The following is a 20,343-nucleotide window of genomic DNA, read 5'->3' as shown; positions in this document are numbered from 1 at the left end:
AATAATTTTTATTTAGAAAAATTCGCCAATCTGCGGCGAGCATCTCGTGGATAACAATTAAAACACGATCCAGAGACGATTGAATGGCACGGAGGCAGAATTTGACGGGGGTAAAACAAAAACAGGCGGCAAAAATGCCGCCTGTCTTCAAGAATTCAGAATTACTGATTCTTAGAAACGTAGTCGATCGCTGCTTGAACAGTAGTGATCTTTTCAGCTTCTTCATCAGGGATCTCGGTATCAAACTCTTCTTCCAGAGCCATAACCAACTCAACAGTGTCCAGAGAATCTGCACCCAGATCGTCAACGAAAGATGCCGCTGGCTTAACGTCTTCTTCTTTAACGCCCAGTTGCTCTACAATGATTTTCTTTACACGTTCTTCGATGTTGCTCATTAGTTTTCTTTCCTATTCAAATTACGCACTTGCGTAAGATTGCGAGTAGTTTATTAGATTTGGCTGACAATGCAAGCTTAGTTTTCGTGGTCTAACCACGAAATTTCACTATCAATTGATACAGATCACTACTCAGTTGCGACAGAAATCCCTGCCATTCGCCCTTAAACCATGTACATGCCGCCATTCACATGCAAAGTTTCGCCTGTGATGTAAGCGGCTGAGTCCGAGGCCAAAAAGAGCACTGCATTGGCAATTTCTTGCGCTTGCCCTAATCGTTCCATCGGAACCTGTGACATGATAGCTTTTTGCTGCTCTTCGGTCAGCTCATCTGTCATATCGGTCTGGATAAATCCAGGAGCGATAGCATTAACTGTAATTTGACGAGATGCAACCTCTCTTGCAAGAGATTTTGTAAATCCAATCAAACCCGCCTTTGCTGCCGAGTAGTTAACTTGACCTGCATTGCCCATGGTGCCTACCACTGAACCGATATTGATGATTCGGCCAAAGCGCTTTTTCATCATGGTACGCATCACAGGTTTTGATAGTCTAAATAACGATGTCAGGTTAGTGTCGATAATATCCTGCCATTCATCATCTTTCATCCGCATCAGCAGATTATCACGGGTTATACCCGCGTTGTTGACTAGAATATCAACATCACCGGCTTTTTCTTTGATCGAGGCGAATAAATGTGTAACAGATTCACTATCTGTGACATTAAGCACTAAACCAAAACCTTTGTCACCCAGATATTCTTGGATCGCCGCAGCGCCCTTCTCACTGGTTGCGGTTCCAATAACCACTGCACCGGCTTCGACCAGTGTTTCAGCGATCGCACGGCCAATACCGCGGCTCGCACCAGTCACCAAAGCCACTTTGCCTGTTAAATTCAGGTTGAAACTCATATAAACTCCTTACTCAGTTAATGCTGCTAATGAAGCAACATCATTAACCGCTTGGGCTGATAGTGATTTATTAATTCGTTTTGCTAATCCTGTCAATACTTTACCAGGACCACATTCCACCAGTTGGGTAATGCCTTTTTGGGCCATTAATTCAACAGTTTCGCTCCAGCGGACAGGACAATATAACTGACGTACTAATGCATCTTTAATGTCATCAGCAGAGGTGGGTGATGCCACATCAACGTTATTAATCACAGTAATCGTTGGGGCATTAAACTGTACATCATTTAATGCCACGGCCAGTTTATCCGCCGCAGGTTTCATTAATGCGCAGTGTGATGGCACGCTGACAGGTAAAGCCACCGCCATTTTAGCACCCGCAGCTTTACAAGCTGCAGCAGCGCGCTCAACGGCGTCTTTTTGACCCGCGATAACCACTTGACCAGGACTGTTGAAGTTGACAGGGCTCACCACGTCACCTTGAGCCGCTTCGGCGCAGGCATTGGCGATACCGTCATTGTCTAACCCAATAATGGCATACATGGCGCCTGTGCCAGCGGGAACCGCTTGCTGCATCAGCTGACCGCGTAATTCAACCAACTTAATTGCGTCTTTAAAATCCATGACTCCGGCGCACACTAAAGCAGAATACTCGCCTAAGCTGTGACCCGCTAACATGGCTGGCATAGGTTTGCCTGAAGCCACGTAAGCACGCCAAATCGCCACGCTCGCCGCTAATAGGGCTGGCTGGGTTTTATCGGTTTCATTTAAGCTTTCAACGGGACCTTGCTGCACCAATGCCCACAGGTCATAACCTAAGACGTCACTCGCCTCGGCAAAGGTTTGCCCAACAACGGCGTGTGATTCGGCAAGCTCGGCTAACATGCCTAGGGCTTGTGAACCTTGGCCTGGAAATACAAAAGCAACATTTTCCATATTCAAATTACCTATGGCTAACTTAATTTATTGAAAATCATGTGGAAACATATGTAGAGCTTAGAAGCGGATAAGCGCACTACCCCACGCAAAACCAGCACCAAAGGCCTCGAGCAGCAGTAGGTGCCCACGCTGAATACGGCCATCACGCACGGCTTCATCTAATGCGATAGGCACAGAGGCCGCCGAGGTATTACCGTGTTTAGCTAAGGTCAATACGACTTTATCAAGACTCATATCGAGCTTTTTCGCGGTGGCATTAATAATACGGAAGTTAGCTTGATGTGGCACTAACCAGTCAATTTCTGACTTATCGATATTGTTGATGCGCAAAGTCTCTGTCACAACATGGGACAATTGAGTCACAGCCACTTTAAAGACATCGTTACCTTTCATGGTCATAAAGCCGACCGCTTCTGAGGTTTCGCCTTTACGTGGTGGAAATGCGCATTTCAATAAGTCGCCTTGGCGACCATCGGCATAAATGTGGGTCGAAATGATCCCTGGCGTTTCAGATGCGCCAATCACAACGGCGCCCGCACCATCACCAAATAAAATAATGGTTGAACGATCTTCTGGCTCACATAGTCGAGACAGCACATCGGCACCAATCACTAATACTTTTTTAGCCGCGCCCGTTTTTACAAATTGGTCGGCGACAGATAAAGCATAAACAAAGCCTGAGCAAGCCGCAGCGATGTCAAATGCTGGAATGGTATGCACGCCAAGCATGGCTTGGATTTCACAGGCCGCTGCTGGAAAAGCATTGGGGGCACTGGTGGTACCGCAAACGATCATGTCTAAATCTGATGCTTCTATGCCAGCCATTTCCAGCGCTTTGAGTGCCGCTTGGTAGCCCATAGTTGAAACGGTTTCATCGAAGGCCGCGATGCGACGTTCTGATATACCTGTACGTTCAACAATCCATTGGTCACTGGTTTCCACCATTTGTTCCAAATCTTGATTGCTACGCACCTGCACTGGCAGATAACTACCAGTTCCGAGAATTTTTGTATGCATAAGGAGGGATCAGTTATTTATATCTAAAAGAATCGACTCCAAACGATCTTTTATCATTTCAGGGAGTCGACGTTGAGCTTCCGTTACTGCCAAACTAATTGCTTGTAAATAGGCAGTTTCATCCGCGTTTCCATGGCTTTTTACAACTATTCCGCGCAATCCTATCAGACTTGCACCGTTATAGTGGTCGGGGTTCATCTGACTAAGGACCGCCTGAATACGTGGGGCGATAAGTTTAGCCAGAAAACGAACAAATAAACCTTGGGTTAGTCCCCGTTTTAACTGATGTACCAATAATTTGGCAATGCCTTCGGAGGTTTTAAGCGTGATGTTACCCACAAACCCATCACAAACAATGACATCCACATTACCGGAGTAGATTTCATCCCCTTCGATAAAACCCGTGTAATTGATTTGTTCTGTGTGTTGCAGTAACTGCGCCGCTTGCTGAACTTGATCGTTACCTTTAATCTCTTCAATGCCCACATTGAGCAAAGCGACTTTTGGCCGAGATTTCTTATCTACCGCTTCGCACAGGACTGAGCCCATCACAGCAAATTGAAATAAGGTTTCCGAGTCACAGGAAATATTCGCGCCCAAATCCAACAAATAAACCGGTTTTTGAGTCACCGCAGGTAAACAACTCACTAAGGCGGGTCGATCAACACCAGGCAAGGTCTTCAGCAATACTTTCGCCATTGCCATCAGCGCCCCAGTGTTACCGGCACTCACACACGCTTGTGCGCGGTCGTCACGCACTAACTCAATCGCCAATCGCATGGAACTGTTTTTACGTGTACGCAAAGCATGCACAGGTCGATCGGACATACTAACGACTTCATCGGTATGAATGATTTTTATGCGTGAAAGTAGATTTGCTTCGGTTTGACGTAGATAGACATCAATTTCAGTCTTGTCACCGACTAAAATGATTTTAAGAAAAGAATGTAATTTTAGTGCCCGCAAGGCTGCAGGCACCGTGACGTGGGGGCCATGATCACCACCCATTGCATCTAACGCAAGCGTCAGATTCGTCATTAGGAAACCAACAAATTACTTGTTGATTACCTTTTTACCGCGATAGAAGCCATCTGCAGTCACATTGTGACGCATATGGATTTCACCGCTGGTAGCGTCTACAGACAGCTGAGCAGTGCTCAGTGCGTCATGTGAACGGCGCATTCCGCGCTTTGAACGTGATTTTTTGTTCTGTTGTACAGCCATTGGCCTGTCTCCTAGATTACTTGCTCTTCAGTTTTTCTAACACTGCAAACGGATTTGGACGCTCCTCTTGAGCGGGTTCGATCTCGCCTACAACCATGTCTTTAGATCCCGCACTGCAATCAATTTCTTGATGCATTGGGATTATCGGCATAGCGACTATCAATTCATCTTCGATCAATTGATGTAGACGCACTTCGCCAATTTCATTGCACTCAATTGGGTCATACGCATCCGGGAGCTCATCGATTTCTGCCTTAGTCCGGCATGGACCGAAGCAAAACTCGACCGTAACCTCAGTGGTAAATAGTGTCATGCAACGTTGACATATCAGAGTGAGCTCCGTCACAGCCTTCCCTTTCAGGTAGACTATCCCCTGTAAATCTACGCCACATTCAAGCGACACTGCCACATCGGAACAGTCGCCGGCACATAACTCATTTAATCTTTTCAATTGCTGCCCAGGCACTATCCCCTGATAAGAGGAGCAGCTCGAGGCGGCGCGGATAGGATCAATTGAAACCGGTATCTTTACTGTTTGCATAAGGCGCGCATATTATAGTTTGAAAACGCTAGAGTCAAAGAAAAATTACTAACTTAAGTCCCAGTTTGCGACTTAAGCCTTTCTCCTGCCCCAACATTGAAATTGACGGAAGCGAAATATTACCCAAGCACGAGGTCGCATACAAGCATAAGCCGACTAAAATAGCCGCATTCGCTGAAAAGAAACCGTAAAAGACAAAATTCTTGCACTCTCTCGCGCAGATTGGTCACAATATGAGTCACTCTTTTGCGGATACCCCATTATGCCAACCCGATTGATATTAGCTTCGACCTCTGTATACCGACAATCTTTACTGCAGAAACTCGGTCTTCCCTTCGAATGCTGTAATCCTGATATTGACGAAACAGCGTATATCGATGAATCGGCCCATGCCTTAGTGCTTCGATTAGCCCAAGCAAAAGCCGTCGCAGGTGCAGAACAATTCCCCGAGGGGCTGATTATTGGCTCCGATCAAGTTGCCGTCATTGATGGCAAGATTATTGGTAAGCCACATCATTTTGACAATGCCGTCGCGCAGCTCACCCAAGCCTCTGGTAAAACCATCACCTTTTATACGGGTCTTGCACTCTACAACGCCGAAACGGGCGCCATGGCCGCCGAGGTTGAACCCTTTACGGTGCATTTCAGGCATCTTAGCCATGCGCAAATTGTCGCCTACGTAGAAAAAGAACAGCCCTATTATTGCGCGGGCAGTTTTAAGAGCGAAGGCTTAGGTATCGCGTTATTTACCGAGCTTGAAGGTCGCGATCCTAATACCTTGGTTGGCTTACCACTGATTTTACTGACCGAAATGCTGCTAGCCCAAGGGGTAGACGTTCTCGCTTAATGGGCATAAACATTTGCTTATTCGTTTGCTGAAGTTTTGCTCAGCGAACTCTGTTTATTAAATCGATTAAGCGCACCAATAAATGCCGAGCAGCAGATTCGTTTTATTGACGAGAAGATAGGACGTAAATAAAGGTAACTAGGAAGTACTCATGCCTAGCGGCATGTATTGCCGCTTCAGCACTAAATAGCAAGGCTAGAGGTATTGCAGCAATTGCGCAGGTGAATCAATCAAGGCAATAGGTTTCGCCCGCAGCAACTTTTCGGCACTATGAGCGCCATAGGTCACACCAACGCTATCAATCCCTGCATTGGCCGCCATGGTTAAATCCAGCAGAGAATCACCCACCATTAAAGCTCTGTTCGGTGCAATATTCAATTCTTTCAGTAAGCTTGAGATCATTTCAGGATGGGGTTTGCTGTGCACGTCATCGGCGCAGCGTGACGCAACAAAGTAACGACCTAAGCCCGTTTGCTCAAAAACGCGATCAAGTCCCGCACGAGCCTTACCGGTTGCAACGGCTAATTGATAACCTTGAGTATGTAACTGGTCGATTAAAAGGGGCGCTTGTGCAAAGAGCGGTGTTGGCGTGGCGTCTAAATGCAAATATTGCGCTTTAAACTCGGCGCGCATCTGCTGATATTGATCATCTTCGCCTTGACCAAATGCATTTTTAGGATGTTGAGGCTGAGAATATACAGAAGAAGCGCTGAGATTGAGTCCCTGAGGAAACAGGACTCGCAGCGCTTCTGTCATAGAAAGACCGATAATATCGCGAATATCGCTTTCGCTTGGGATAGGTAATTGCAATGCCCTAGCCATATTTTCAATACAGGTGATAATTTTACCGATGGAATCCATCAGAGTGCCATCCCAATCGAAAATCACTAAATCGTATTGCTTTATCTTCATCCTTGAAACCTATCCCTGTTGACTACGCACGCTTTAACTTATCGAGTAATTGCGACAAATTTTCATCTAAAGGCGCAGAAACCCGCATCACTTCATCATTTTCTGGATGAATGAACATCAACTCAGCCGCATGTAAAAAGAGTCGAGTTAAGCCTAATGCACGCATGCTGTCGTCAAACCCTTGCTCGCTGTATTTATCATCACAGGCGATAGGATGACCCGCAAATTGGCAATGCACCCGAATTTGGTGAGTCCGCCCAGTGACAGGGCTTGCCTTCACAAGCGTACAACCTTGGTAACGCTGCATAATTTTAAAGCGCGTTTCTGAAGGTTTCCCTTCCGCATTAACACGTACAATGCGTTCACCGGATTTAAGGGTGATTTTTAATAAAGGCTGTTTAACGGCTTTATCTTGTGCAGACCATTCACCTTTCACTAAAGCCAAATAGTCTTTCTGCATCTTTTTATATCGAAGCTGATCATGCAGATGTTTAAGCGCACTACGTTTTTTTGCCACCAACAACACACCCGAAGTATCTTTATCGAGACGATGTACTAACTCTAAAAACTTCTGTTGAGGGCGCAGCGAACGCAGGGCTTCAATCACACCGTAATCGACACCACTACCGCCATGCACAGCAATACCTGCAGGTTTATTCAACACGATCAAATGATTGTCTTCGTGCAGAATACGGTCTTCGAGTTGCGAAACTTTGCTTAAGTTCGCCGATGGCGCGGTACGATTATCTGGCTCTGCCACTCGGACAGGCGGAATACGTACTATGTCACCAATCTGCAATTTATACTCGGGTTTGATGCGTTTCTTATTCACTCGAACCTCGCCCTTGCGGACAATCCGATAGATCATGCTTTTCGGCACGCCCTTCAGCTTGGTCATTAAGTAGTTATCGATACGCTGTTCAAAGTGATCTTCATCAATCGTGATCAACTGAACCTGTTGTGTGGTGGATTCTATATTCATGATGCGCCATCTAATTATAACGGTCGCCATTGTACAACAACTGAGAAGAATTGTGCCTTTCCATTGCTGAATTTTTTGATTATTGCTATATTTCACCAGCGATTAGGGATAAGCCGTGAATAAAGTGTTCACAACGCCCTGATCCCAAGCGGAAAATTTAACGGATAAAAAAACACTTTCCTGATAGCAAGTCATTGATTTGCAAATCGTATAATAAGTAAAAATACCACAAATGCGTTTTTTACGATTAAATCGAGAAAGTCGCCTTACTTTAATAAGGTTTACCCTAGATTTTCCTCCCCGATTTCGAAGGATATTTTAACTTGTCGTCAGACAAACCGATTCGACTTGGGCATTACCGGAAAGAAACTAAAGAATTTATGGGGTTGGTTGATGTTTTACAACGAATTCCTTGTTTTTGTAATCATTAAAAAATAAGCCATAAATAGGATGCGACACGCAGCGACTGCGTCTAACAGCAATGCGCACCTCTTGCCTAGCCACCAGCCGTGAGGCTCAGTTGACCTACTGCTAGGCCCGTAATGCAGCGAAGCGCGATGTTTGATGACCTCTATTTAAAGAAGAATGACGTCATCATGAAACGTATGTTAATTAATGCAACTCAATCAGAAGAGTTGCGTGTTGCCCTTGTTGATGGGCAACAACTGTATGATCTAGATATTGAAAGTCCAGGTCATGAGCAAAAAAAATCAAACATTTACAAAGGTAAAATTACCCGCGTAGAACCATCTTTAGAAGCCGCTTTCGTTGACTACGGTGCTGATCGTCACGGCTTTTTACCGCTAAAAGAAATCGCCAGAGAATATTTCCCGAAAGGGTATTCGTTCCAAGGTCGCCCAAATATCAAAGAAGTGGTCAGTGAAGGACAGGAAGTTATTGTCCAAATTGACAAAGAAGAACGCGGCAATAAAGGCGCAGCCTTAACGACCTTCATCAGCCTTGCAGGCTCTTACTTAGTATTAATGCCAAACAACCCACGTGCAGGCGGGATTTCTCGTCGCATCGAAGGTGATGAGCGTACTGAGTTAAAAGAAGCAATGGCCGATTTAGAAGTGCCAGCGGGCATGGGGCTTATCGTTCGTACTGCCGGTGTAGGCAAAGAATCAGCCGAATTAAAGTGGGACTTAAAAGTTCTGCAACACCACTGGGCGGCAATCACCGAAGCTTCACAAGTTAAAGGCGCTCCTTTCTTAATTCACCAAGAAAGCAATGTGATCGTGCGCGCTATTCGTGACTATTTACGCCGTGATGTGGGCGAGATCCTCATCGATCATCCCCGTATTTTCGAAGAAGCTAAGCAACATATCGCCTTAGTTCGCCCAGATTTCGTTGAGCGCGTCAAACTTTACGAAGCCGAAGTGCCGTTATTCACTCACTTCCAAATCGAATCACAAATCGAATCCGCCTTCCAACGTGAAGTACGTCTGCCATCTGGCGGCTCGATTGTTATCGACCCAACGGAAGCCTTAACCTCAATCGATATCAACTCTGCCCGTGCCACTAAAGGCGGCGATATTGAAGAGACTGCACTTAACACTAACCTTGAAGCCGCCGATGAAATTGCCCGTCAATTACGTCTACGTGACTTAGGTGGCTTAGTGGTGATCGACTTTATCGATATGACGCCTGTGCGCCATCAACGTGAAGTGGAAAACCGTTTACGTGATGCTGTGCACCACGACCGCGCCCGTGTGCAGCTAGGTCGCATCTCGCGTTTCGGTTTGATGGAAATGTCGCGTCAACGTCTGCGTCCATCCTTAGAAGAATCCGCTGCGCACATCTGCCCTCGCTGTCACGGTCAAGGGACGATTCGCAGTACAGAGTCTTTAGCACTGTCGATTTTACGTTTGATGGAAGAAGAAGCCATCAAAGAAAATACCTCGCAAATCGAAGCCATTGTGCCTGTCGATGTGGCGGCATTCTTGTTAAACGAGAAACGCAAAGCCATTCGCATCACAGAGCAACGTCACGATGTCGAAGTATATGTGATACCTGATGCGCACATGATGACGCCAGATTATCGCGTGATCCGTCACCGTAGTGATGATGAAATCAGCGAATCGAGCTATAAGCGTATCGAACAGCCTGAAGCCAAATTGTATGAGCCACGTAAACTGGAACGTACCGCAGCGCCTATTCCGGCATTAAAAGGGTTTGCCGCGCCACAGAAAGTGGAACAAGCCCCATCACCAACGGTGAAAGTTGAAGCGCCACAACCAGGCTTCTTCAGCAAGCTTGTGAGTGCAATCAGTGCCATGTTTGCACCAAGCGAAAAAGCAGAACCCGTAAAAGTTGTTGAAACTAAAACAACCGATACCAGTGCAGCTAACGCTAACCGCCGTAACCGTCGCAACGATACTCGCCGCCCACGTAATGCCCAAGATGCCGACAAAGCAAAAGAAGGCACTCGTGAGCCACGCAGCCGTAATTCGAAAAAACCGGCCGATGCAGCGGTAAATACAAGCGCTCAAGAACGTCCTGTTCGTGAGAAAGAAGAAACTAAACGTCCAGCGCGATCCGAACCTAAGCCACGTGTACAAGCACCAAAAGACGTGGTTGCTGACGTAGAAGCCGATGCACCTAAGCAAGAAGTCGCCCGTGAACGTCGTCAACGTCGTAACATGCGCCGTAAGGTGCGTATCGATAATGGCCATAACACGCCAGATAATGCTATTCCAATTGCACCAGAAGATGCCGCTGAAGTATTAGCTGAGATTGCTGCAGTTAACGCCGCGGCGGCGAGCACTATCAGTGTTGACACTAAAACTGAAGTTGCCCAAGCACCAACTGAAACAAAAGCACCAAGAACACGTCGTCAGCCTCGTAAAGAAACGGCACCTGTTCAAGAAGCGGCAGAAAATATTGCAGTAGAAGAAAAAGCAGTAATGTCTACAGAAACTGAAGCCCCAGCAGTTGAGCCAGTGAAAACAGCTGAACAAACTGAAGTGGTTACAGCTGATGTTGTAGCACCTATGGATGCGATATCGCAAGATAACGACACAATTGATGCTGAAAGCGAAACTGCTGATGATCAAGCAAAACGCGAGCAAAGAGATGGTCAACGTCGTAGCCGTCGTAGCCCGCGTCACCTTCGTGCAGCGGGTCAACGCCGTCGTCGCGACGAAGATGACCAAGGTACATCAACGCCAGCGCAATTCATCCCTAACGATGAATTGGGTGCTGACCAAGAGTATCCAAGCGAAGTCGCCAGTGTCCGTGTAGAAGCGCCAGTTGTTGCAACTAAAACAGATGCAGTGACAGAAACTCAAGCAATGGCTAAATCTGTTGAAGTAGAAACAGCACAAGCTAGCGAAGCACCTGTTGTTGAAGCTCCTGCAGTCGTTAAAGCTGAAGCGAAAGTTGAAACGCCAGCAAGTGACGTTGCATCAGTCGAAACTCAGCAAGTTGATACTAAGCCAGTTGAGACTATAGCCACTGAAGCGGATGCGCCAAAAACGGTTGAAGTTAAAATTGACGTTGCACCAGTCGTTGAAGCTCCAGTAGCCAGCGTTGCAGTAGAAACCGAAGTGGTTAACGCCCCTGTAGTTGAAAGCCCAGCGGTTACACCAGCTGCGCTAAAAGTTGAAGCGGCTAAAGTTGAAGTGGCTAAGACTGAAACTGCTGTAGAGCCAAGCGTTGCACCAAGTGTTGAAGTTAAAGAAGCGATTAAAGCTGCAGCCTCTGCTCCAATGGCAAAACCTGCTGCTATCGCTAAGCCTCAAGCAACAGTGCAAGTGGCCCCAACGACAGTGAATCCGCAAATCACTGACGCCCTTGTAGTCAACAAGCCGAAAGCCGCAAGCCGTTTTGGTTCTATGGTGTCTTCGGATATGACCAAGCCTGTAGTTGAAGTGAGAGAGCAAGTGGCAGTGCCTAAAGGACGCGAGTATGAGAATACTGCAACCGAAGAGCCTACTGCCAAAATTAAACTCACTAACGGTGCTGAGTCGGATATGGCTCGTCCATAACCACTTTAGTTAGTCAGAAAAGCCATGCGATTGCATGGCTTTTTTATTTCTATCGTAAAACTCACACTATATTTAAGGTTTAGCTCAATCCATTTTTTTGTTAGTATTCGCGCCTTATTTTTATCCACACAACAACTTAATAACAGAGGTTCAATGTTTGATCTCATTCGCCACAAAACGTCTAGCCATAAAGCCGATGTGCTTTCAGGGCTAACAGTTGCACTTGCGCTTATTCCTGAAGCGGTCGCATTTGCCTTTGTCGCCCATGTAGAGCCTATGGTTGGACTTTATGCCGCCTTTATTATGGGGCTAATAACGGCACTGATTGGTGGCCGTCCTGGAATGATTTCGGGGGCGACAGGCGCTATGGCCGTTGTCATGGTGTCTTTGGTCGTTGAGCACGGTGTCCAATATTTATTTGCTGCCGTGGTCTTAACGGGACTTATCCAGATCTCTGCTGGCGTGTGTAAACTCGGTAAATTCATTCGCATAGTGCCCTATCCCGTCATGATTGGCTTTGTGAATGGTCTAGCGATTGTAATTTTCCTCGCCCAGTTAGGTCAGTTTAAAGTTAAAGATGCCAGCGGAAATCTAGTCTGGCTGCCCCAAGAACCATTAATGTTGATGTTAGGTTTAGTGGCTCTGACGATGGCCATTATTTATTTTCTGCCTAAGATCACCACAGCAGTCCCTTCATCATTAGCCGCAATCCTCACTGTGACGGCACTTGTCGTAGGACTCGATCTGGATACTCGTAACGTACTCGATTTCCTCAAAACCATGAGTGGTAACGACAATGCGACCATAGCAGGTTCATTACCTAGCTTTGCGATTCCCTCTGTGCCTTTTAATCTTGAAACCTTATATATCATCCTGCCCTATTCCTGCATCTTGGCGGCAGTCGGTCTTATCGAATCTCTGCTAACGCTGACTGTGATAGATGAGATGACCAATACCCGTGGCCGCAGCAACAAAGAATGCGTCGGCCAAGGCCTTGGAAACATCACCAGCGGTTTCTTCGGCGCTATGGGTGGTTGTGCCATGATAGGTCAATCTATGATTAACATTAACTCGGGTGGACGCGGCCGATTATCAGGAATTACAGCTGCAGTTGCACTGCTTGCCTTTATCTTATTTGGCGCTTCATTTATTGAGATTATTCCCCTTGCGGCGCTGGTTGGAGTGATGTTTATCGTTGTGCTCGGCACCTTTGAATGGGCAAGCTTTAAGTTTATGGGCAAGGTCCCGAAACACGATGCCTTCGTTATCGTGCTAGTGACAACGGTAACCGTATTTACCGATCTAGCATTTGCGGTATTTGTCGGTGTCATCGTTTCAGCCTTAGTCTTTGCCTGGGAACATGCCAAGCATATCAATGTGACTGAAGAGCAGAACAATCAAGGCTGGAAAGTCTACAAACTCAATGGTCCATTGTTTTTCGGCTCAATCGCAAACTTCCTCGAATTATTTGACCCAGCAAAAGATCCTCAAGATGTGGTTATCGACTTTAAGAACTCTCGAGTCGCCGATCACTCCGCATTAGAAGCAATAGACACGCTCGCTGAGCGTTATGGTAATGCTGGTAAGAAGTTACACTTGATCCACTTGAGCGCTGACTGTAAAGCCCTACTGCATAAAGCGGGTGATCTCGTCGAAGTGAATCAACTCGATGATCCTCACTATAAAGTGGCCGATGATAAGCTGGATTCATAATCTAATTTTCAACAATAAGTGCTAGCTTAAATTAAATATGAAATACCAAAGCCTGAATCGCAATGTTCAGGCTTTTTTATTATCGCTTATCATTTAACGGTAAAGCTGATTTATATCAATAAGTAACTCCTCATCACCTCAGTTCTAACACGTCTAAACTTAGTCATGACGAGATTTATAGTTATGCATTCACTTATGCAGACCTACACCAACAGACTCCAAAGCAATAATAATGCCCCTGCGATGTCTGCTTCTCCTGATCCATGCAACGAGAATATGATAGGATAAATGCGTTATCGGCCTAGAATTGAGGTTACACTTACACTGAATACAGTATCGAGATGTGTAATAGAGTGTAATGCAACTGATGCAAAACATGGAGGATGAATCGAAAGAATTTAATTGAAGTTTAACTCTCTAGAAATGATGTGTCTTGGAGATAAAGAGAAAATCTGAAAGTAGGTGCTAACAACTATTACGGTAGACTAAGAAGCCAATTGAGCAACCTAAGCTCATTAATCTAGCGACTATTTATATAACTTTTAACGGAGAAGACTACACAATCTAGAAGACCAACTAACCTACAAAAGAATGTTAAATTTCACACAAATAAAAAGAGCCATGGAATAACCATAGCCCTTTAATCCATTGCTATCAGCTCTAGGCTAACAGCACTGAAAATTAACCAATGATAGTTACGTTTTCAGCTTGTGGACCTTTTTGACCTTGAGTCACAGTGAAAGACACTTTTTGGCCTTCATCAAGAGTTTTGAAACCGTCAGAGTTGATCGCACGGAAATGTACGAATACGTCTGGACCAGATTCTTGCTCAATGAATCCGAAACCTTTGTCAGAGTTGAACCACTTAACAACACCAGTAACTTGAGACATGATATAAATCCTGTAAATAAAAAATTAAAGCCTTAACGGCGGTGGAGCTGGAAAATGCCGGTATTACTTATGTTTACAGGACGAACTGGTCGTATTGAACACATAAATATAAGCCCAACCTTCAAGCTGATAAGACTATAAACCATTCTAAAGATAAGTCAACACACTGCGACACTTTGGATTATTTATTTTGCCTAAATCTACTTTGCGGTTTTGCAACCGGCTAGCAGAACATTCAGTTCATGCTGCTTAGCATTTACAGTTAAACACTTTAAATAATTTATTTCAATAGCTTAATCTATTCACTTATCTTGAAATGCGATGCACTTCAATTTGGAAATCCAATTCACAGCTTAGTCCTTGCAGAGCAAATGCTTGCTTTTGCGCATCGGTAAACTTCCAAGCGTAAGGCGTCATTTCTAAAAAATGAGCAATGTGATCACTTTTTGTCAGTTCAAGCTGAGAAATTAAGCGTTCCTGATGCAGGCACTCAAAACCAGCAATATACGCAGCAGATACAGGATGCAATCTAGGTTCTGCATAAATTTGTTGCTTCAAAGCGAAGTGATGCGAAGGTCCGGGAGAAACTGTTATCAAGATACCACCATCGGCCATAATGCGTTGTAACTCTTCAACTTTGGAAGGTGCATAAATGCGAATGGCAAGATCGACACTTTGAGAGGCGATGGGCATCTCATAGGCACTTGCCACACAAAATGCTAAATTGGGGTAGCGTTTAGCCGCATATTTAATTGCTGACTTAGAAATATCTATGCCTTGTAAATCACAATCATGGTGCTGACTCAACACATTGAATAAACGCTGGCTGTAGTACCCTTCCCCACAGCCTATATCAAGGATCTGTTTTGCATCAGCACTAAACTCGATCGCGAGTTCATTCACTTTATCACTCAAGCCTTGATAATACCCTTCGTTTAAAAATTCACGCCGAGCAAACATCATCTGCTTGTTATCACCAGGATCTTTTGAGTTTTTCTTCTGTACGGGCAATAAGTTGACATAACCCTCTTTAGCCATGTCAAACTTATGTTGCTGTGGACAACCCCAAGTGCGGTCCGTTAACGTCAGCGGCGCGGAACACAGGGGACATAAATAGTGCATAGTGGACTCTTATCTTTAACTAAATTTGGGCAAGAAAGGTTTACGTTTCGTCTTCCATTAATCGGTCAACCATCTGGATCAGTTCAGGTGGCGCAAGTAACTCATAACACTCTAATTTTCTTAATAACTTGTCTGTGTTATCAGCATCATTAGCGGCGCGACTATAATTGGGACGCTCAAACATATGGGTATAGGTTCTAAATAACCACTGCTGTTTCTGAAGTAACAAGGGATCGAGCCTTAATACCTCATCGGCAAGGCTAGCCTGACATTGACCAAGTTCCCCACGTAAAAAAGCTTGTAATTCTAACCTAACTTGCTCAATTTCGGTCATGTAAATGGCGAGGGATTCAGATGATGCGGCATAATCGTATTGCCTTGCTAACAGAGCTTTAGCGACCATTAGCGCTTTAGGTTCATGCAAAACACGTAAATCGGCTTCTAAAGGTACTAACTCAAACTTTGAATCCGCTTGTAAAGCAAACGTTAAGCAATTATTTACGACTGAATTATCTTCATCTAAACCATTAGTCATGTCTAAGGTAAAAGATACGCCCCGTCTCAATTCTGCCGCGCAAAATTTTGCAGCAGTGCCCATTCGCGTATAGAGCCGAAAACCTTGCCCAAGACTTCGAGTGATCGGTGTATTAAAGGCCTGTGCACTTTGCGGTAACGATTCAACTTTAAGACCCATAAACGGTTGAAAACGAATCGCAATATTTTGTGGGGTTCCAGCTTCAGCAATAACGATAACCTCTAGTAAAGGCGCACTGAACGCCTGTAACACAATAAAATCACTAATATCGTCGGGTAACCGCAACGTGAGTATCGACGCCTTTTCGGCATCAAGCACCATAGGCTCATTTAAAAATTGATGATACATAAGACATTATTCCCCTGTTCAGCCAGGGTGAGATCGTGAATGTATTTTAACCGTTTTGAACCCAATTTGACGAACGGTATCGATTATGATCTTATGCTCTCTTTTTCTTATAGAGAACATCAGAGCATGTACCTTGAAGCCTTCACGTCTCATTTCAACTCGATTGCTGACAGCCGACAATCTGCCAAAGTGACTTACCCATTGCATGATGTATTGTTCGTTACTCTGTGTGGTGTGATTGCTGGTGCCGAAGGCTGGTCAGAAATCCATTACTATGCTGCCGGACATCATAACTGGTTTAAAGAAAAGGGAATTCTGACCGAAGGTGTCCCAGTCGATGATACCATTGCACGTATTATCTCTCGTATCGAGCCGGAACAGTTCCGACTGTGCTTCGCCAATTGGATGCGAGCCGTCCATGAGATGAGTGATGGTCATCTTATTGCTATCGATGGTAAAACGCTTCGTGCCTCATACAATCGTGAAGATCGGCGCTCAACCATTCATATGGTCAATGCGTTTGCCTGTGCCAATAAAGTGGTGCTGGGGCAAGTAAAAACGGCAAATAAATCCAATGAGATAACCGCAATCCCAGCGCTGCTGCAGTTGTTAGATATAGAAGGAGCACTTGTATCAATCGACGCCATGGGTTGCCAGACAGAGATTGCAAGACAGATAGTCGAGCAAGGAGGTGACTACTTACTTGCTGTAAAGGCAAATCAAAGTTCCTTGCATGAGGCCGTGGTCAGTGCTTTCAGTGAAGCGCGCAGTAATCCTCTTGATGGACTCGTTATTGAAAAAAATAGAGGCCGTATCGAGGCAAGAGCCTACTATGTAATACCTGCAAACCAGCTCCAAGATTATTTTCCTAAGTGGATGAAATTGAACACATTAGGTATGTGTTTGAGTTATCGGTATACGAAAGGGAAAGAGGCAGAACTGACCTACCGTTACTATATCAGTTCAGCCACACTCGATGAGCAGCAGTTAGCCAATTCAGTTCGTGGCCATTGGGGGATTGAGAACAGCTTACACTGGGTGCTAGATGTCTCAATGAAAGAAGATAGTTGCCAGATTTACCAACATCATGGGGCAGAAAATTGGGCCATGCTTAGGCAAATATCACTGAATATGCTTAGGGCTGAACCTTCTAAAGGAAGCATTCCAGCGAAACAGAAAAGAGCTTGGATGAAACCTGAATATTTAGAATCGGTTCTATTAGCAGGGTTGCAGCTGGACGAATTTTAAACACTCATGCGGTTGCCCTGCCTGTTCAGCCGCGATTGTACCTTTGAATCTGAATGAAGATCACCAATTAAGTCTTTATATTCTCAAGATAATGACTTAATTACCTTAATGATGTAAATGTTCATTCGGGGAGTTTCGGTGTTAAGATGTTATTATTCGACAAACTGTCATTTGAATTTAATTATGTCTAACCATTCCCAGCCAAGCATATTTTGGCACGACTACGAAACCTTTGGGGCCAACCCAGCGAAAGACAGGCCCTCGCAATTTGCGGGTATTCGCACGGATTTAGATCTCAATATCATCGGCGAGCCTGAGACATTTTATTGTAAACAAGCCACTGATTATTTGCCGTCTCCGGAAGCGATATTGATCACAGGGATCACTCCGCAGTTAGCCAATTTAAAAGGCATCCCTGAAACTGAGTTTATGGGGCGTATTCAAGCGCTGTTTAGCCAGCCAAATACTTGTGTTGCGGGCTATAACTCATTGCGTTTTGACGATGAAGTAACCCGTTATGGCTTTTATCGGAACTTTATCGATCCCTATGCCCGTGAATGGCAAAATGGTAACTCTCGTTGGGATATCATTGATTTAGTACGCGCTTGTTACGCATTTAGACCCGAAGGCATTAACTGGCCAACCAAGGAAGATGGCTCTCCTAGTTTTAAGCTAGAACATTTGACCCAAGCCAATGGTTTAAGCCATGAGAAAGCCCATGATGCCATGTCTGATGTGTATGCAACCATAGCCATGGCAAAACTCATTCGCGAGAAACAGCCTAAGTTATATCAGTACTATTTTGACCTGCGCCGTAAGCAAGCGGTGAGCGATCAAATCGATGTGCTCAATATGCAGCCGTTAGTACACGTGAGCTCTAAAATTAGTGCGCGCAATGGTTGTACGACGTTAATTTCCCCTGTGGCGCACCATCCAACCAATAAAAATGCGGTTATTTGCGTTAATTTAGCCATGGATTTAACGCCACTCTTTGAGCTAGATATTGAGCAAATTAAGACGCGTATGTATACGCCAAGAGCCGATCTTGCCGAAGATGAATTGCCGATTGCGGTAAAACAAATTCATTTAAATAAGTGCCCTTTTATCACTTCGGCTAAAATCCTTAGCGATGAACATGCCACTCGTTTAGGCATAGATAAAGAATTTGCCAGAGAGCAATATAAGCGTCTAAAACGTCACCCAGAATTACGCGAAAAACTGGCGCTATTATTTGAGCACGATGATAGCAGAGTAACCACAGATCCCGATTTGATGCTGTATTCAGGTGGATTCTTTAGCCAAGCAGATAAAGCGAAAATGGAAATCATCCGTCATACTCTACCGCAAAATTTGGCGGCATTAGACTTGCAGTTTGATGATCCACGTATTCCTGAAATGCTGTTTCGTTACCGCGCCCGTAATTACCCTGAACTACTCGATTACGAAGAATCTCAACGCTGGCGTGAATTCTGTCAAAGTCGCTTAGCCGATCAAGACTACGTACTTAAATTAGAAAACCTGCTGCAAGATACGCAAGCCGATGAGACTAAGCAGAAGTTACTTGCAGCCCTTTGTCATTATTTACGTGAACTTTAAGTTGGGTAAATTCAAGCTTAAGTCTTTTATTTAATAGCCTTAAGCTTGTATATATTCGTGAATAGACTCACTCTATTAGGTACATAACTTAAATTATTTACTATCGTTCACCCAAACATTTACAGCGTATAAACGCGAGCTAACTCGCATTTATGTTGTAACAAAATTACTAGAATGTTCTTCCATGAACTTAACAAATAAGGAATCGGGAAATGCAAGATAGATTCATTCGTAGCATAACCCAACTGCCAACGCCGTTAGCCGATGCTCTCATTCCGATGTTACACCAGAATTTTGCGGGACACATTGATGCGCAGCAACTTGCCACACTCACGAGTGCCAGCAAGATGACCGAAGCAGAAGTGTTACTGGCACTGCTGCCGATAGCCGCTGCACTGGCCAAACCGCCTATCAGTGAGTTTTATGTCGGTGCGATTGCCAAAGGCAAAAGTGGCGATATCTACATGGGTGCCAACTTAGAATTACCCGGTGAAGCGTTGTTTCATTCTGTCCATGCAGAGCAAAGCGCTATCAGCCATGCATGGCTCAGCGGTGAAAGCCAAATTGTTGATATCATAGTCAATGCCAGCCCTTGCGGCCATTGCCGTCAATTTATGAATGAACTGGTTGAAGGAAGTAAGATCAGCATTCATCTCCCCGCACAGGAAAGCCATCCACTGGCGTATTATTTACCCTATGCCTTTGGTCCAAAAGACTTAAATGTCACTTCGCCTTTAATGGCTAAGCAACAAACTGAATTTGCACTGGATAGTGCCGACCCTATGATCATCGAAGGTTTAGATCATGCTGGTTTAAGTTACGCGCCTTACACTCAGAGTTTTGCTGCCGTGGTTTTAGAAACGCGTGATGGCGCAACCTATTGTGGTCGCTATGCAGAGAACGCGGCATTCAATCCTTCTATGTTGCCGATGCAGATGGCCTTGTCGAATCTCGTTCGCCATAATCGCGAGTTTAGCGATATCAGCCGCGCGGTGTTAATTGAATCATCTCAAGGAAAAATCAGTTTAGTCGGCGCGACTATGGATGCACTCCACACAGTTGCCGCTATCGAACTTGAACACATAGTTATCGATCCCGTCTAACGCCTGCTTCAAATGCCATGAGTGCTTCAA

At 45.0% G+C, this 20,343-nt stretch carries 18 protein-coding genes; 6 read left to right on the top strand and 12 right to left on the bottom strand.

What is annotated here, in order from left to right:
• Positions 1-161: 161 nt before the first annotated feature.
• The 7 genes from acpP to yceD all read right to left on the bottom strand — a co-directional run bounded on the left by acpP (position 162) and on the right by yceD (position 5,027).
• Entirely contained in the window at positions 162-395 is a 234-nt protein-coding gene (gene acpP, locus AYJ58_RS11420; RefSeq protein ID WP_006081231.1) for an acyl carrier protein, read from the bottom strand.
• A gap of 164 nt (positions 396-559) precedes the next feature.
• Positions 560-1,306, bottom strand: coding sequence for a 3-oxoacyl-ACP reductase FabG (gene fabG, locus AYJ58_RS11415; protein ID WP_006081230.1), 747 nt, complete (start codon positions 1,304-1,306; stop codon positions 560-562).
• Positions 1,307-1,315: 9 nt separating this feature from the next.
• Positions 1,316-2,242 carry an ACP S-malonyltransferase gene (gene fabD, locus AYJ58_RS11410; protein ID WP_106650218.1) on the bottom strand — a complete coding sequence of 309 codons (927 nt, stop codon included), beginning with the start codon at positions 2,240-2,242 and terminating at the stop codon, positions 1,316-1,318.
• 60 nt (positions 2,243-2,302) lie between these two features.
• Positions 2,303-3,262, bottom strand: coding sequence for a beta-ketoacyl-ACP synthase III (locus AYJ58_RS11405; protein WP_106650217.1), 960 nt, complete (start codon positions 3,260-3,262; stop codon positions 2,303-2,305).
• Between the two features lie 9 nt (positions 3,263-3,271).
• Positions 3,272-4,300 carry a phosphate acyltransferase PlsX gene (gene plsX / locus AYJ58_RS11400; protein ID WP_106650216.1) on the bottom strand — a complete coding sequence of 343 codons (1,029 nt, stop codon included), beginning with the start codon at positions 4,298-4,300 and terminating at the stop codon, positions 3,272-3,274.
• Positions 4,301-4,315: 15 nt separating this feature from the next.
• On the bottom strand, positions 4,316-4,486 hold the full coding sequence (gene rpmF, locus AYJ58_RS11395; protein WP_006081226.1) for a 50S ribosomal protein L32: 171 nt from the start codon (positions 4,484-4,486) through the stop codon (positions 4,316-4,318).
• A gap of 16 nt (positions 4,487-4,502) precedes the next feature.
• The gene (gene yceD / locus AYJ58_RS11390; protein ID WP_106650215.1) at positions 4,503-5,027 is read right to left on the bottom strand and encodes a 23S rRNA accumulation protein YceD; all 525 of its coding nucleotides are present in this window, start codon (positions 5,025-5,027) and stop codon (positions 4,503-4,505) included.
• Positions 5,028-5,289: 262 nt separating this feature from the next.
• On the opposite strand from yceD, the gene AYJ58_RS11385 reads away from it, so the two are divergent.
• The gene (locus AYJ58_RS11385) at positions 5,290-5,874 is read left to right on the top strand and encodes a Maf family protein (protein WP_198555429.1); all 585 of its coding nucleotides are present in this window, start codon (positions 5,290-5,292) and stop codon (positions 5,872-5,874) included.
• 195 nt (positions 5,875-6,069) lie between these two features.
• Here AYJ58_RS11385 and AYJ58_RS11380 read toward each other — a convergent pair whose 3' ends face one another.
• Positions 6,070-6,786 carry an HAD family hydrolase gene (locus tag AYJ58_RS11380; protein ID WP_106650213.1) on the bottom strand — a complete coding sequence of 239 codons (717 nt, stop codon included), beginning with the start codon at positions 6,784-6,786 and terminating at the stop codon, positions 6,070-6,072.
• A gap of 22 nt (positions 6,787-6,808) precedes the next feature.
• The gene (gene rluC / locus AYJ58_RS11375; protein ID WP_106650212.1) at positions 6,809-7,768 is read right to left on the bottom strand and encodes a 23S rRNA pseudouridine(955/2504/2580) synthase RluC; all 960 of its coding nucleotides are present in this window, start codon (positions 7,766-7,768) and stop codon (positions 6,809-6,811) included.
• 542 nt (positions 7,769-8,310) lie between these two features.
• Here rluC and rne point away from each other — a divergent pair.
• The gene (gene rne, locus AYJ58_RS11370) at positions 8,311-11,757 is read left to right on the top strand and encodes a ribonuclease E (protein ID WP_106650211.1); all 3,447 of its coding nucleotides are present in this window, start codon (positions 8,311-8,313) and stop codon (positions 11,755-11,757) included.
• Positions 11,758-11,910: 153 nt separating this feature from the next.
• Complete coding sequence (locus tag AYJ58_RS11365) at positions 11,911-13,470, top strand: SulP family inorganic anion transporter (protein ID WP_106650210.1); 1,560 nt, start codon at positions 11,911-11,913, stop codon at positions 13,468-13,470.
• A gap of 681 nt (positions 13,471-14,151) precedes the next feature.
• On the opposite strand, the gene AYJ58_RS11360 is transcribed toward AYJ58_RS11365, so the two are convergent.
• From AYJ58_RS11360 to AYJ58_RS11350, 3 genes are all read right to left on the bottom strand, one after another.
• The gene (locus AYJ58_RS11360; RefSeq protein ID WP_011789734.1) at positions 14,152-14,361 is read right to left on the bottom strand and encodes a cold-shock protein; all 210 of its coding nucleotides are present in this window, start codon (positions 14,359-14,361) and stop codon (positions 14,152-14,154) included.
• Positions 14,362-14,667: 306 nt separating this feature from the next.
• Positions 14,668-15,483, bottom strand: a complete 816-nt coding sequence (gene rlmA, locus AYJ58_RS11355) for a 23S rRNA (guanine(745)-N(1))-methyltransferase (RefSeq protein ID WP_106650209.1) — start codon at positions 15,481-15,483, stop codon at positions 14,668-14,670.
• A gap of 40 nt (positions 15,484-15,523) precedes the next feature.
• Positions 15,524-16,366 (bottom strand): hypothetical protein, encoded by an 843-nt coding sequence (locus AYJ58_RS11350; RefSeq protein ID WP_106650208.1) that lies wholly within the window; start codon positions 16,364-16,366, stop codon positions 15,524-15,526.
• A 126-nt stretch (positions 16,367-16,492) separates the two neighbouring features.
• Here AYJ58_RS11350 and AYJ58_RS11345 point away from each other — a divergent pair, with 126 nt between their 5' ends.
• The 3 genes from AYJ58_RS11345 (at position 16,493) to cdd (ending at position 20,313) form a co-directional block, all read left to right on the top strand.
• Positions 16,493-17,614, top strand: a complete 1,122-nt coding sequence (locus AYJ58_RS11345; protein ID WP_106651807.1) for an ISAs1-like element ISSod22 family transposase — start codon at positions 16,493-16,495, stop codon at positions 17,612-17,614.
• Positions 17,615-17,797: 183 nt separating this feature from the next.
• On the top strand, positions 17,798-19,210 hold the full coding sequence (gene sbcB / locus AYJ58_RS11340) for an exodeoxyribonuclease I (protein WP_106650207.1): 1,413 nt from the start codon (positions 17,798-17,800) through the stop codon (positions 19,208-19,210).
• 212 nt (positions 19,211-19,422) lie between these two features.
• Positions 19,423-20,313: a cytidine deaminase gene (cdd, locus tag AYJ58_RS11335; protein WP_106650206.1), complete on the top strand. Its 891-nt coding sequence runs from the start codon at positions 19,423-19,425 to the stop codon at positions 20,311-20,313.
• Positions 20,314-20,343 lie beyond the last annotated feature (30 nt).

The sequence above is a fragment of the Shewanella sp. Pdp11 genome, from assembly GCF_002838165.1.
GTDB lineage: Bacteria > Pseudomonadota > Gammaproteobacteria > Enterobacterales > Shewanellaceae > Shewanella > Shewanella hafniensis.
The sequence above is the reverse complement of the archived record's forward strand: the minus strand, read 5'-3'. Positions and strand labels throughout refer to the sequence as shown.

Coding starts and splice junctions, on each gene's coding strand:
- acpP (WP_006081231.1), bottom strand. CDS start 395: ATGAGCAACATCGAAGAACGTGTAAAGAAAATCATTGTAGAGCAACTG.
- fabG (WP_006081230.1), bottom strand. CDS start 1,306: ATGAGTTTCAACCTGAATTTAACAGGCAAAGTGGCTTTGGTGACTGGT.
- fabD (WP_106650218.1), bottom strand. CDS start 2,242: ATGGAAAATGTTGCTTTTGTATTTCCAGGCCAAGGTTCACAAGCCCTA.
- AYJ58_RS11405 (WP_106650217.1), bottom strand. CDS start 3,262: ATGCATACAAAAATTCTCGGAACTGGTAGTTATCTGCCAGTGCAGGTG.
- plsX (WP_106650216.1), bottom strand. CDS start 4,300: ATGACGAATCTGACGCTTGCGTTAGATGCAATGGGTGGTGATCATGGC.
- rpmF (WP_006081226.1), bottom strand. CDS start 4,486: ATGGCTGTACAACAGAACAAAAAATCACGTTCAAAGCGCGGAATGCGC.
- yceD (WP_106650215.1), bottom strand. CDS start 5,027: ATGCAAACAGTAAAGATACCGGTTTCAATTGATCCTATCCGCGCCGCC.
- AYJ58_RS11385 (WP_198555429.1), top strand. CDS start 5,290: ATGCCAACCCGATTGATATTAGCTTCGACCTCTGTATACCGACAATCT.
- AYJ58_RS11380 (WP_106650213.1), bottom strand. CDS start 6,786: ATGAAGATAAAGCAATACGATTTAGTGATTTTCGATTGGGATGGCACT.
- rluC (WP_106650212.1), bottom strand. CDS start 7,768: ATGAATATAGAATCCACCACACAACAGGTTCAGTTGATCACGATTGAT.
- rne (WP_106650211.1), top strand. CDS start 8,311: ATGCAGCGAAGCGCGATGTTTGATGACCTCTATTTAAAGAAGAATGAC.
- AYJ58_RS11365 (WP_106650210.1), top strand. CDS start 11,911: ATGTTTGATCTCATTCGCCACAAAACGTCTAGCCATAAAGCCGATGTG.
- AYJ58_RS11360 (WP_011789734.1), bottom strand. CDS start 14,361: ATGTCTCAAGTTACTGGTGTTGTTAAGTGGTTCAACTCTGACAAAGGT.
- rlmA (WP_106650209.1), bottom strand. CDS start 15,483: ATGCACTATTTATGTCCCCTGTGTTCCGCGCCGCTGACGTTAACGGAC.
- AYJ58_RS11350 (WP_106650208.1), bottom strand. CDS start 16,366: ATGTATCATCAATTTTTAAATGAGCCTATGGTGCTTGATGCCGAAAAG.
- AYJ58_RS11345 (WP_106651807.1), top strand. CDS start 16,493: ATGTACCTTGAAGCCTTCACGTCTCATTTCAACTCGATTGCTGACAGC.
- sbcB (WP_106650207.1), top strand. CDS start 17,798: ATGTCTAACCATTCCCAGCCAAGCATATTTTGGCACGACTACGAAACC.
- cdd (WP_106650206.1), top strand. CDS start 19,423: ATGCAAGATAGATTCATTCGTAGCATAACCCAACTGCCAACGCCGTTA.